The organism is Orlajensenia flava, from assembly GCF_004801905.1.
Lineage (GTDB): Bacteria > Actinomycetota > Actinomycetes > Actinomycetales > Microbacteriaceae > Orlajensenia > Orlajensenia flava.
Window position 1 is genome coordinate 1 of record NZ_SSSN01000008.1, and the last position, 12,302, is coordinate 12,302.

Here is a 12,302-nt window from a genome sequence, read left to right on the forward strand (position 1 = left end):
GAACCACACCAGCCAATCACTGATACGCCTGCTCGCTGCGCTCGCGGGCTACTCAACCAGCATGCTGGTCGAGTAGCGCAGACGCACCAGCGTCGCATGCTGGTCGAGTAGCGCAGACGCGCCAGCGTCGCATGCTGGTCGAGTAGCGCAGACGCGCCAGCGGCTCCGCGTATCGAGACCCGTCAGCCGCCGAGGGCGGCCCGCAGGCGGTCGGCGTCGACTCGCCAGAACGTGTGCACGTCGCCGTCGATGAGCAGGACGGGGATTTCGTCCCAGTAGCGGGCGTTGAGCGCCTCGTCGTCGAGGATGGATTTCTCCTCCAGCCTCGCCGCCGGGAACTCCGCGAGCACGTCGACCACCACGGCGCGAGCATCGTCGCACAGGTGGCATCCCGGCTTGCCGAGCAGGGTGAGACTGGTCACCACCTCACTGTAATCGTGTCGAGAACGCAGGTCTTGCGGGTGCAGCGCCCCCTGCACCCGCAAATGTTGCGTTCTCGCGACGGGTGACGGGCATGCAAAAAGCGCCCGACCGCAGTCGAGCGCTTGTGCAGCAGGCGAATGCCTACTTCTTGTTGCGACGCTGGTGGCGAGTCTTGCGAAGCAGCTTGCGGTGCTTCTTCTTCGCCATGCGCTTGCGACGCTTCTTGATAACGGAACCCACGCGAACCTCACACGAATCGGGAGAGACCGGCGGATGCGCGGTCACACGAAGTGTCCACTCTACCCGATGGAGCGCCTCCGGGCGTCACCGCCCGCCCGGCCGCCCGCCCGGCCCCATCGACAGCGCGGCACCCGGTCGATCAGACTGGGCTGGAGGTGGGCGATGGGAGGGAGGGTTCCGTGACGGACGACGGGTCGGATGCGAATGCTCCGCGCTCCGTCGAGCAGCCGCCGGAGCGCCCGACCGTCCTGCGGCGCCTACTCGCCCTGCTCTCCCCGAAGACACTCGGTCGCGACAGCCTCGCCGGCGTGGTCCTCGGCGTCGAGAGCGTGCCGGATGGCCTGGCAGGCGGGCTGCTCGCCGGGCTCAATCCGGTCGCCGGGCTGTACGCCTACCTGTTCGGCATGGTCGGCGCGGCCTTTTTCACCAGCAGCTCGTTCCTCACGGTGCAGGCCACCGGAGCGATGGCGCTGGTCGTCGCCGACGCGCGCATCGCCCAGCGCCCCGACCCGGCCGCCGCCCTGTCCACGCTGGCCATCCTCACGGGCATCATCATGCTCGTGGCCGGCCTCATCGGCGCGGGGCGCCTGTTGCGATTCGTTCCGTCCTCCGTTATGACGGGCTTCATCACCGCCGTCGGAGTCAACATCGTGCTCGGTCAGTTCGGAAATCTCACCGGCTACGCCGCACAGGGCGAGGGGCGCGTGCTGCGGACGCTCGACCTCTTCGTCCACATCGTCCAGGTGAGCTGGCCGACGGTGGTCGTCGGCCTCGTCACCATGGGCGGAATCTACCTTCTGCAGCGCACGGCGCTCGGCACGATGGGGCTCGTCGTCGCCGTCGTCGTCGGATCTCTGCTCGCGGTGTGGTTCGATCGCGGCCTCGGCCTGGATGTCGCCCTCGTCAGCGATATCGCCGACGTGCCGAACGGACTGCCGGGGCTCTCCCTCCCGGCGATCGGTGAGGTCGTACCGCTGCTCGTTCCCGCCCTCTCGCTGGCCTTCGTGGGACTCGTCCAGGGCGCCGCCGTCTCGGGCGCCTTCCGCAATCCGGACGGCCTGCCGGCCGACCAGTCGCGCGATTTCATCGGCCAGGGCGCCGGCAACCTGCTATCCGGGCTGTTCCAGGGCATGCCGGTCGGCGGATCGATGTCGGCGTCGGCGCTGGTGGTGGCGTCCGGGGCTCGTACGCGGCTCGCGCTGTTCATCGCCGGCGGGGTCATGGCGGCCGTCATCCTGCTGCTGTCCGGGCTGGTGTCCTACGTCGCGATGCCGGCGCTGGCCGCCCTGCTCATCGTCGTCGGTCTCTCGGCCATCAAGCCGCCGAACATCGTCTCGGTGTGGCGCACGGGCGTCTTCCCATTCGTGGTCATGGTCATCACGTTCGTGCTCACCATCGTCATCCCGCTGCAGTTCGCGGTGCTGGTCGGCGTGGGTCTCGGCATCCTCTCCTACGTCGCCGAGCAGTCCAACCGGCTGCGCGTGGTGCGACTCGAGGTGCACGACGACGGTCGCATCCGCGAGTCCGCGCCGCCCGCGACCGTGCCTGCTCGATCCATCGTCGTCCTCCAGCCGTACGGCAGCCTGTTCTTCGCCAGCGCCCCCACCTTCGGACGGCAGCTGCCGATCGTGCTCCCGTCGAGCCGAGGGTCGGTGGTCATCCTGCGCTTCCGCGGCGTGGACCAGCTGGGGCTCGCCCTCATCGACGTGCTCCGCCAATACGCCAATCAGCTCTCCGCCGCCCGATCGACCCTCAAGATCATCGTCGCCGACGAGCGTCTGCGCCATCAGCTGGAGCGGGAGGGTCTCGAGGAGCTCATCGGCGAGGACAACGTGTATGTGTCGCAGCAGTGGCTCGGCCTCATGCTCCGGCGCGCATACGACGATGCCGCCTCGGAGGTGGCAGCGGCCGAATGACCGTCGAGCGAGGCGAAGCCGTCAGGCGGTGTCAGCCACGTGGTTGCGCACGGCGGCCTGCACGGCCGACTCCGGCACGCGGAAGGAGCGCCCGAAGCGGATGGCGGGCAGGTCCCCCGAGTGCACCAGCCGGTAGACGGTCATCTTCGACACGCGCATCATCTCGGCCACCTCGGCCACGGTGAGGAAGCGCATGTCTGCGAGTTCATTCGTCATGCTGGTCGAACCCCCGTCTCGAACCGGTGAGGCACTCGTGTGACGGAAAGCAACGAGAGTGCTGATCGAGACTCTAGAACCGTCGTGGCCCCGGCGTCCAGTGGTTCCGGGTGACGCTACTTGCGCCAGGCCTTGGGCGCCACTTCCTTGACGGCTGCGGAGACCTGGTGCGACGCGTCGGCGACCGCCTTGCCGATGGCCGCGGCGAACGCCTTCTGCTCATTCTTCAGGCCGTCGCCGGCCAAGGCCACCTCGTCGGCCACCACCTGCTCGAAGTCGACGCTGAGGAACGGGATGAGCCAGTCCTCGATCTCCTCGAGCGGCGCGTAGTCCAGGTGGTAGTAGCGGTGCTGGCCCTCCTCGCGGACTCCCACGAGGCCGGCCTCACGCAACACCTTGAGGTGCTTGGAGACGGTCGGCTGGCTGAGCCCGAGTTCGGCCACGATGGCTGAAACGCTCACCTCGCCCGGCGTCGTCTCCGCGGCGTGATGCGACAGCAGCACGCCGAGGATGTCCCGCCTGGTCGTGTCCGCCACCACGTCGAAGATGTCCGCCATGCTGCAAGGCTAGTCAGTCGCGGCGGGGAGTACCATGACATTTCGGACCGGATGCCCGCTCCCGAGGGGACGTGAGCGAGGAGGCGATATGCAGCCCACGCTCACCGGTCGGCGCATCATCCAGCCGCCCCGCAGCCTGCTGGTTCGCGTGAGGGAGAGCGTCGACTTCCTCGCCAGGCACTCCCCGGCCCGGTTCGCCATCCTCGTCTTCACGGCGCTCATCCTCGTCTGGACGCTGCTGTTGTCGCTGCCGATCTCGAGCCATGCGCGATCGGGCACGCCATTGGCCGACGCCCTGTTCACCGCCGTCTCGGTCATCTGCGTGACCGGCCTGTCGACCGTGGACATGGCCACCCACTGGTCCGGCTTCGGCAACGCGCTCATCTTCATCGGCGTCAACATCGGCGGTGTCGGTGTGCTGACCCTGGCGTCCATCCTCGGCCTCGTCGTCTCGCGGCGGCTCAGTCTCCGCGCCCGGCTCATGGCGGCGAGCGACTCCAACGCCTCCCGCATCCAGGCCGGCCCGGTCAACGAGGGGCAGGCGGTGCGCCTCGGCGAGGTCGGCAACCTCCTGGCCACCGTCGCGTTCAGTGCACTCGCGATCGAGCTCATCGCCGCCGTGGTCCTCTTGCCTCGTATGCTCGCGCACGGATACGACCTCGGCCACGCCGTCTGGTACAGCTTCTACTACGCCGCGATGGCGTTCACCAACACCGGCTTCACTCCCAATGCGGCCGGTCTCACGCCCTTCGTCCACGACTACCTGTTCCTCGGCGCGCTGATGTTCGCCGTCATCGCCGGGGCGATCGGGTTCCCCGTCATCTTCGCGCTCGTGCGCCTGTGGCGGCAGCCGCGCCGGTGGTCGGTGCACGTCAAGCTCACCCTCTTCACCTTCGCCGTCCTGCTCGTGGCGGGCACCATCATGTACATCTGGCTCGAATTCGACAACCCGAGGACGTTCGGCGACCAGAACGCGTTCGACACCGTGTTCCAGTCGTTCTTCATGTCGGTGATGACGCGCTCCGGCGGCTTCTCCACGATCGACATCTCCGACCTGCACTCCTCGAGCCTGCTGGTGACCGACATGCTCATGTTCATCGGCGGCGGTTCGGCGTCCACGGCCGGCGGCATCAAGGTGACGACCTTGGCCGTGCTCTTCCTCGCCGCGTTCGCCGAGGCCCGTGGCCGCACCTCGATGGAAGCGTTCGGGCGCCGGATCCCGCGCGACATCCTGCGGTTGGCGGTGAGCGTGGTGCTCTGGGGTGCGACGACCGTGGCGGTCTCGAGCATCCTGCTGCTGCATATCACCAAGCAGAGCCTCGACATCGTGCTGTTCGACGTGATCTCGGCCTTCGCGACCTGCGGACTCTCGACCGGGCTCACGCAGGACCTGCCCGATTCCGGCGTCTACGTGCTCGCAGCGACCATGTTCATGGGGCGGGTGGGTACGGTGACCTTGGCGGCCGCGCTCGCGGCCAGCACGTCGCGCCAGTTGTTCAGGAGACCGGAAGAGAGGCCCATCGTTGGTTGACCGCATCAGACACGACTCCCCCGTGCTCGTCATCGGCCTCGGCCGGTTCGGGGCGGCGACGGCCGGCCAGCTCGATCGCCTCGGTCGAGAGGTGCTCGCGGTCGACGCGAGCGAACTGCTCGTGCAGAAGTGGGCGGAGCGGGTGACCCACGCGGTGCAGGCGGACGCGAAGTCCATCGACGCCCTCCGCCAGATCGGCGCCCAGGACTTCTCGATCGCGGTGTGCGCGGTGGGGTCGAGCGTCGAGGCATCCGTTCTCATCACCGCCAACCTCGTCGACCTGCAGATTCCGCAGATCTGGGCGAAGGCGATCTCCACGTCGCACGGCAAGATCCTCGAGCGAATCGGCGCGAACCACGTCATCTATCCGGAGCGGGAGGCTGGCGAACGCACGGCGCACCTGGTGAGCGGACGGATGCTCGACTTCATCGAGTTCGACGATGACTTCGCCCTCGTCAAGATGTACCCGCCCAAGCCCATCCGCGGTCTGTCGTTGCAGGCATCCGGCGTGCGCAGCAAGCACCGCATCACGGTCGTCGGCGTGAAGAGCCCTGGGAAGCCGTTCACCTACGCGACGGAGGAGACCGTCGTCTCCGACCACGACCTCATCATCGTCTCGGGAACCGAGGGCGACATCGAGCGGTTCGCCGCGCTGGGCGGCTGAGCGCGGGCGTCACGGCAGCGTCGCGATGATGACGCCCATGTAGCGCTTGACCATGTCCGAGAGCTTCGCGTTGTAGTGCCGGAAGGTGGTCTCGCCCCACGTCCAGTAGTCGAACGAGCAGGTGTCGGCGCCGACGTCGAAGCTGATCGCGCTCTCGAGAGTGACCATGTGGCTGCCGTCGCCGATCTTCATCGTCGGGATGACGAGCGAGCTGTCCACCCAGAGCGCTACGTGGTTCTTCGGTCCCTTGTTGATGCTCGTGAACTCGGCCTGGTTGGCGTCGTCCTTGAAGGTGACGTCGCTGTAGAAGCCGGTGTCCTTATAGAAGCCTGCAAGCTCCTTGGCCGACGTCGACATCGAGGACTCCTCGTCGGGTGCGCCCTCGAAGTCGAAGAACCAGTTCTCCGAGTCGCGGATGGCGCTCATCATCATCCAGTCGGCCTGCGGCGGGATGTGCCCGGGGCGCCCGGCACTTGCCGCGGCGATCGCCGTGTAGTCGGCGTTCCGCAGGTCGCTTCCCGGCGCCACTTTCAAGCCGCCGATGAATCCGACGCCCGAGCCGAACAGGGCGTTGCCGAACTGCTTCATGGTGTTGGGCTTGGCCTGGAACTGGTGGTGCAGGAACGCCGCCACCGTGCAGAGGCCGAAGTAGCCTTGGTCGACGAGGTTCGCGTTTCCCGCCAGGTCGTTGATGCGCTGGACGACGAGCGTCGGGTCGAGCTTGGGCCACGCCTTGCGGGTCGTCAGCGGGGCAGGGGTCTCGGGGTTGCCGCCGCCGAGGCCGACCTTGTCGAGTAGACTGCCGATCATGCCGGACGGCGACTGCGTGTCACCCCAGAGCGACGACAGTGCTGCGGGGTTGGCCGAGTAGCCGCCTGCGCCGCCGCCGGACCCTCCGCCGCTCAGGCCGCTTCCCGACCCGCCGGCCGAGCTGCCGCCACCGGATGATCCGCCCGACGACGTGCCGCCTCCGGTCGCCCCTCCGCCGCCGGCTCCGGCATCCGTCGACGTTCCATCGGTCTTGGTCTTGTCGAAGTAGTTGATCTTCGCGCCCTGCTGCGACGAGCCGCCTCCCGATCCGCCGGAGATGCCACCGCCCGCGCCGACCGCGCCACCGGTGTACGCGGCGGCGGCCGTCTTGGCGAGACTCGTGATCATCTCGGCGGCGATGCGCTGGCGCTCGGTGTTGGCCTTGAGCAGGTTGTCCATGTTGGTTCCCGCCTGCTGGCCGGCAGCGGATGCTCCGGCCATCGTGGTCTGCAGGCCGGCCTGGGCGAGCCCGATGGTGGCCTGCAGTCCGCTCATGTCGCGGAACATGCTGCCGTTCTGCACCGCCTGCAGGACGGCCGCGGTGCCGGCCGGGTCGGGCAGGGTCGTCGGCGTGGTGATGTTGATGATGGGCGTCGACAGCTGGCCGGGCGTGACGTTCTCCTCGGTCGCACGAGAACCGGTCTGGATGGCCGCGATCTCGGTCGGCTGGAGCGGGATGGGCGAATCCTGCCAATCCCAGAAGCGGGTGATGTCGAGCTTCTCGGCGGAGTTCGAGCGCCCGAGAACGGCCTCTGCGAATGTTCCGCCGGTGCCCAGCGGCACGATGTCCTGGTTGTAGAGCTTGCCGACGGCAACGTCGTGATCCTTCAGCCAGGCCGCCCATTCCGCGTCGGATCGCGCGTCGATGGACATGCGGAACGCCAGGTAGTTGCCGACGTAGCGGACCGGGATGGGGTCGATCACCTGGGCCACGGGAACGTCATCGCCTCCGACGGTGACGGAGTAGCCGGAGAGGAGCAGGGCCAGCTGGGCCGCGTCGAGGGAGCGCAACACCGCCTGGGAGTACCAGAGCCTGTTGTCCGCGAGATGGCGGGTCAGGTTCGCATCCACGCCGCCGGGGTTCACGGTGACGAGCGACGTCTCGGCCGAACGGCCCTTGGGGATGGTCACCGATGGCAGTTCGACGGGGAACCGCACGCCGTTGCGGTTGATCGTGAGGGTGAGCGTGGCCGTGACGTCGCGTTCAGGGCTCGATCCGCGGAGGCCGATGCGGGTGACCTCGGTGATGGACAGCGGATCCGATGTGCTCACGCTCTGGTCCACCGCCCCGCTCCGCAACGTGAAGGACGCGCTGACGGGCGCACCGCCGGCGTCCACCCGGGCGCCCTCGATGGTGACCTCGGTGGGGAGGAAGATCGAGGTGGAATCGGGCCGTAGCAGCGCCCGGCCGATCAGGCTCGAGATCCGTGCCGTCTGCCCGGCCGACCACAGCGAGTCGTTGACCGTCTGCACGAGCGGAACCATGGCTCCGATCCGGATGCGGGCGTTGGGGATGGCCGAACCGGTCTCGGGAGGGGCTGGATTCGCGGCGATCTGGGCGGCGGCGCCGGCTGCTGCATCGGCGACGGCAGCCGCTGCATCAGCCACCGGAGTGCTCGCGGCAGCGGTCGAGTAGACCTGGCCGGCGCGCAGGACCGCGGCCGCGGGCACCAGGCCCGTCGCCTTGGCCGCCGAGAACTTGAGGTAGTCCTTGATACCGCTGCCGAGCACGGTGAAGGGCTGCGCCAGGTCGGGCTTGATCTCCACGACATCGAGGTTGTCGAGCGCCTCGCGGATGGCGTAGGTGAGGGCAGCCCGGGAGAGCACCGCGCGGAAGCGTCGGATCATCCGCTCATCGGCGAAGTCGATGAGCTTGACCGGAATGAAGACGATGCGCTCGGCCTTGGCGAGGGTCACGTCGACCCGGTGAACCTGCACGACCTCGTAGTACTGGATGGTCAGCGCGTGCATGTGGTTGTAGTTGGCGATGACGCGGGTCGAGACGCCCTCGTGCTCGGACTGCGCGACCTCCTTCACGACGGATGCCCGACGACTCCGGGAGGAATGGGCGTTCTGGTGGGTGCGGTCGGCGATGTTCTGGCTCATCGACGACGCGACCTCGCGCTGCCCGAACGAGCTCGAGTAGCTGTCGGCTGTCGAGGTGTTGGTGGCCGTGGATGAGGTGTGCCCCATCGACCCGCTCGGACCGCCGAACAGGCCGCCGAGCGGCGCCGAGAGCTCTCCGGCCTCCGAGGTGCCCGACTGGTCGGACCGGCTGGTCGCGTTGGTGTGACTGAAACCCTCCTGCGCCTCGGTCGCCACGGCATCCGTCACCTCGGAGATGCCCCGGTTGTGCGAGGTGTCGTTGGTCAGGTCGTCCGTCTCGCTGATCGCCTCGGTCTCGCCCGCCCGCGACCGCCGCGACCAGTCGATGACGGCGATGCGGGTGCTCTCGCCGGGTGCGAGGGCGGCCGAGTGCAGCAGCTGGCCGAGTGTGACCCCCTGGGAATACCAGGACTGGTTGAAGGTGAGCAGGGCACCGAAGGCCACCCGCTGGAATCCGGCGTCGCCGGCCGCGAGTGAGGCCAGATCGATGGGCGTGAAGACCTGCGAGGTGATGCCCACCAGCTGCTCACCGTCTGGCCGGTCGATCGCGTCCATCAGGAGGGTCTGGTACTGCACGCGCTCGGTCGGGTACTCGCCGTTTCCGGGGAGCAGGTCGGCCGGCCGCTCCGGATCGAAGTCGGGCGTCGAGTCGGGGAAGTACACCTCTGACACGATGGCGCGCGCGGTGCGATACGGCGGGTAGAGGGCGAAGTCGCGCACGGTGGCGACGTCGAGGGCGGCGGAGATGGCCGGAGCCTGCGTCTTGGGGACCGCGTCGAGGGCGTCGATGCCGAGGAACTGCAGCTCGGCGACGGGAACACCCGCCGTCACCGTGTCGCGGACGATGTCGGCGGTCGCCGCTCCGTAGCGGGCGAAGGCGGACCGCAGGTCGGTACCGGCCTCCACGAGGAGCGCGGCAGCGGTGAAGGCCGCCGAGGTGGCGAGATCGAAGACGGTTGTCACCTCGAGTTTGGCCAGCGCGGCCTCCGCATCCGTCGTCACCCCCAGCAGTGCGCGCGCGGGCTGATGCAGGATCTCCTGCAGCTGCATTCCGCGGTATTCGGTACGGATGGCGTCGAGCGTCTCGTCCACGGGTTCCTCCGCGGGCCGCGGCACCGGTCGGGCACCGACGTCGCTCCCGGGAAGACGGTACGTCCGCGCGACGGAGGGGGTCTCGGTGCGCGCCCCGGAACAACCTCAGGGCGTTCCCCCTGATTCGCGTCGCTCTTGCGTGTCAGGAACCGCCGGGCGGCAGCACGTCGAGCCAGACGTCGGCATCGCCGGTCGAACGGTGCAGGTGCACGGTCCAGCACCCGGGTTCGGAGAGCACGATCCCGGTTCCCCACTCGTCCCCCGGCCGGTGATAAGTACTGCCGCCGTGCCGCTCGGGACCCCAGGCCGGCGTCTTCTCGTGCCCGGCGGGATCGGTCACCCGCACCGTGACAGCCCCATCACCCGTCATGCGCCAGACGAACTTCGCCGTGTCATCCGAGGCCGCAAGGGGAACCGTGGACGCCATGATGAGGCCGTACAGCGTCGAGCCGTCCGTGCCCGTTCCCTGGACCTCCGGAAAGCCGTCGCCTCCGGTGACGATGGGCGAAGCGGGTGAGCACCCGGGTGCCCCGAGCGGCCCCAGCTGCGGGGCCGAGGAGTCCGGCGTAGAGGATGACGGCGCCCGGACTGTCGGTGTCGCGGATTCGGTCGGGGTCACGGACGCGGAGGTGCAACCGGCGAGCGCCGCGGACGTCGCAAGCGCGGCCAGGGCCGCCGTGAGGACGGTGGCCGTGCGAGCGGCGCGGGACGCCTTCGCTCGACGCGACGTCGTCCTCCCGGTTGCCCGCACCGCGCTACCCCCGCGCGAGCTCTCGAGCACGCGCGAGCGCCGCATCCGTCGCCCGGTCGAAGAGCGACTGGATACCGCCCTCCTCCAGGACGGCCACCGCGCGCTCCGTCGTACCCTTCGGACTCGTGACTCGTCGGCGCAACTCGGACGGGTCGACCTGGGAGGAGGCGAGCAACTCGCTCGCGCCGCGGAACGTTCCCTCCACCATCGTTCGGGCCTGCTCGCGCGAGAAGCCCATGCCGATGGCGGTCGCCGTGAGCTGCTCCATCAGGTAGAAGACGTAGGCGGGGCCGGAGCCGGAGATGGTCGACAGTGCATCGATCTGCTCCTCCGGCACGACGAGCACCGAGCCGACGGTCTCGAACAATGTCGTCGCGAGCTCGAGATCGGCGTCGCTCGACCGCGTGCCCGGTGAGATCCCCGTTACGGCGCGACCGACCATGGCAGGGGTGTTCGGCATCGACCGGATGACGGCGACGTGCTCGGGAAGCAGCCCCTCGAACGTGGCTATGGTGACGCCGGCTGCCACGCTGATGACGAGGGTTCCCGGCTCGAGCGCGTCGGCGATCTCGCGGAGGAGGTCGGGGACCATGCCGGGCTTGACCGCGACGACGACCACTCGAGCGCCGGCGACGGCCGTCGTGTTGGCGGCCGGATCACGCTCGGTCGACGTGGCCGTGACATCCGACTCCGCGGCGAGCTCGGCCGCCTTGGCCTCGGAGCGATTGGTCGCGCGGATGCCGGCGACGCTCACCTCCGGACGCAGCAGGCCGGAGAGGATGGCGCGGGCCATGCTTCCGGCTCCGAGGAACGCGATGACGGGGAGTTCGGTGCTCACGCGACCATCCTAGGATTGAGCCATGAGCGCATCCGGAGGCAACAGGGCCATCGTCGCGGCGTTCGCGGCCAACCTCGGCATAGCGGTGACCAAGTTCATCGCGGCATTCTTCTCGGGGTCGTCCTCGATGCTCGCCGAGGGCGTCCACTCCCTGGCCGACTCCGGCAACCAGCTCCTGCTCCTGCTCGGCGGCCGCCAATCGCGCAAGGCGGCCGACCGCGATCACCCGTTCGGACACGGCCGCGAGCGTTACGTGTATGCCTTCGTGGTGTCGATCGTGCTGTTCTCGGTCGGTGGCGTGTTCAGCATCTACGAGGGCGTCGAGAAGCTGCAGCACCCGCATCCGCTCGAGGTGTGGTGGTTGCCGGTGCTCGTACTGCTCATCGCGATCGGTCTCGAGGGCTTCTCCCTGCGCACCGCGGTCTCCGAGTCGAACCCGCTGCGTGGAGGTGAGAGCTGGGTGGCATTCGTGCGCCACGCCAAGGCTCCGGAGCTGCCGGTGGTGCTGCTCGAGGATGTCGCCGCGCTCACGGGTCTGGTGTTCGCCCTCGTCGGCGTCGGCATGACGGTCATCACGGGCAACGGAGTCTGGGATGCCGTGGGCACCCTCGCGATCGGCGTGCTGCTGGTGCTCGTGGCGATCATCCTCGGAGTCGAGACCAAGAGTCTCCTCGTGGGAGAGGGCGCGTCGAACAAGCAACTCATGGCGATCGAGGACGCCATCCTCGACGGCCCCGAGACCGAACGCATCATCCACATCAAGACGCTCTACCTCGGACCCGATGAGCTGCTCGTCGGCGCCAAGGTCGCCATGCCGTCGGAGCTGCGTTTCGGCGAGGTCGCCGCGGCCATCGACGCCATCGAGGACCGCGTACGCGCCGCCGTGCCGATCGCCCGACAGATCTACCTCGAGCCCGACGTCTGGCGGCCCCACACCGGCCCCCAGCCCGAGACCGACACGATCGTGATCAAGGGGTTCGACTGATGCCCACCGCCCTCGTGCTGCGCCACGACCCGGCCATCGGGCTGGGCAACCTGGAGCAGACGCTCGTCGACAACGGCTATTCGATCTCGGTGGTCGACGCATCATTAAAAAACCTCGCCGGCATCGACCCGGCGGCAGCCGACCTCCTCGTCGTGCTCGGCGGCGAGGAGGGT

The 12,302-nt window shown here is 68.5% G+C and carries 11 protein-coding genes; 4 read left to right on the top strand and 7 right to left on the bottom strand.

What is annotated here, in order from left to right; translation table 11 throughout:
* Positions 1–182: 182 nt before the first annotated feature.
* On the bottom strand, positions 183–422 hold the full coding sequence (locus tag E6C70_RS11615) for a glutaredoxin family protein (RefSeq protein ID WP_207670117.1): 240 nt from the start codon (positions 420–422) through the stop codon (positions 183–185).
* Between the two features lie 142 nt (positions 423–564).
* Positions 565–663: a 30S ribosomal protein bS22 gene (locus E6C70_RS11620; protein WP_003792170.1), complete on the bottom strand. Its 99-nt coding sequence runs from the start codon at positions 661–663 to the stop codon at positions 565–567.
* Between the two features lie 179 nt (positions 664–842).
* Between E6C70_RS11620 and E6C70_RS11625 the strand changes: the two genes are divergently transcribed.
* Entirely contained in the window at positions 843–2,579 is a 1,737-nt protein-coding gene (locus E6C70_RS11625; protein WP_235833420.1) for a SulP family inorganic anion transporter, read from the top strand.
* 21 nt (positions 2,580–2,600) lie between these two features.
* On the opposite strand, the gene E6C70_RS11630 is transcribed toward E6C70_RS11625, so the two are convergent.
* On the bottom strand, positions 2,601–2,795 hold the full coding sequence (locus E6C70_RS11630) for a helix-turn-helix domain-containing protein (protein WP_136424726.1): 195 nt from the start codon (positions 2,793–2,795) through the stop codon (positions 2,601–2,603).
* Positions 2,796–2,911: 116 nt separating this feature from the next.
* Complete coding sequence (locus E6C70_RS11635) at positions 2,912–3,352, bottom strand: ArsR/SmtB family transcription factor (protein ID WP_136424727.1); 441 nt, start codon at positions 3,350–3,352, stop codon at positions 2,912–2,914.
* A gap of 88 nt (positions 3,353–3,440) precedes the next feature.
* On the opposite strand from E6C70_RS11635, the gene E6C70_RS11640 reads away from it, so the two are divergent.
* Together E6C70_RS11640 and E6C70_RS11645 are read left to right on the top strand one after the other, a co-directional pair.
* Positions 3,441–4,883, top strand: a complete 1,443-nt coding sequence (locus E6C70_RS11640; RefSeq protein WP_136424728.1) for a TrkH family potassium uptake protein — start codon at positions 3,441–3,443, stop codon at positions 4,881–4,883.
* A complete protein-coding gene (locus E6C70_RS11645) occupies positions 4,876–5,547 on the top strand; it encodes a potassium channel family protein (RefSeq protein ID WP_136424729.1) in 672 nt (223 codons plus the stop codon). Before E6C70_RS11640 ends, E6C70_RS11645 begins: the two co-directional genes overlap by 8 nt.
* Before the next feature lie 9 nt (positions 5,548–5,556).
* Here E6C70_RS11645 and E6C70_RS11650 read toward each other — a convergent pair whose 3' ends face one another.
* The 3 genes from E6C70_RS11650 to proC form a co-directional block, all read right to left on the bottom strand.
* Entirely contained in the window at positions 5,557–9,555 is a 3,999-nt protein-coding gene (locus tag E6C70_RS11650) for a hypothetical protein (protein WP_136424730.1), read from the bottom strand.
* A gap of 142 nt (positions 9,556–9,697) precedes the next feature.
* Entirely contained in the window at positions 9,698–10,336 is a 639-nt protein-coding gene (locus tag E6C70_RS11655) for a hypothetical protein (RefSeq protein ID WP_136424731.1), read from the bottom strand.
* The gene (gene proC / locus E6C70_RS11660) at positions 10,311–11,144 is read right to left on the bottom strand and encodes a pyrroline-5-carboxylate reductase (RefSeq protein ID WP_136424732.1); all 834 of its coding nucleotides are present in this window, start codon (positions 11,142–11,144) and stop codon (positions 10,311–10,313) included. The genes E6C70_RS11655 and proC overlap by 26 nt, the downstream gene beginning before the upstream one ends.
* Positions 11,145–11,166: 22 nt before the next feature.
* On the opposite strand from proC, the gene E6C70_RS11665 reads away from it, so the two are divergent.
* A complete protein-coding gene (locus E6C70_RS11665; protein WP_136424733.1) occupies positions 11,167–12,129 on the top strand; it encodes a cation diffusion facilitator family transporter in 963 nt (320 codons plus the stop codon).
* Positions 12,130–12,302 lie beyond the last annotated feature (173 nt).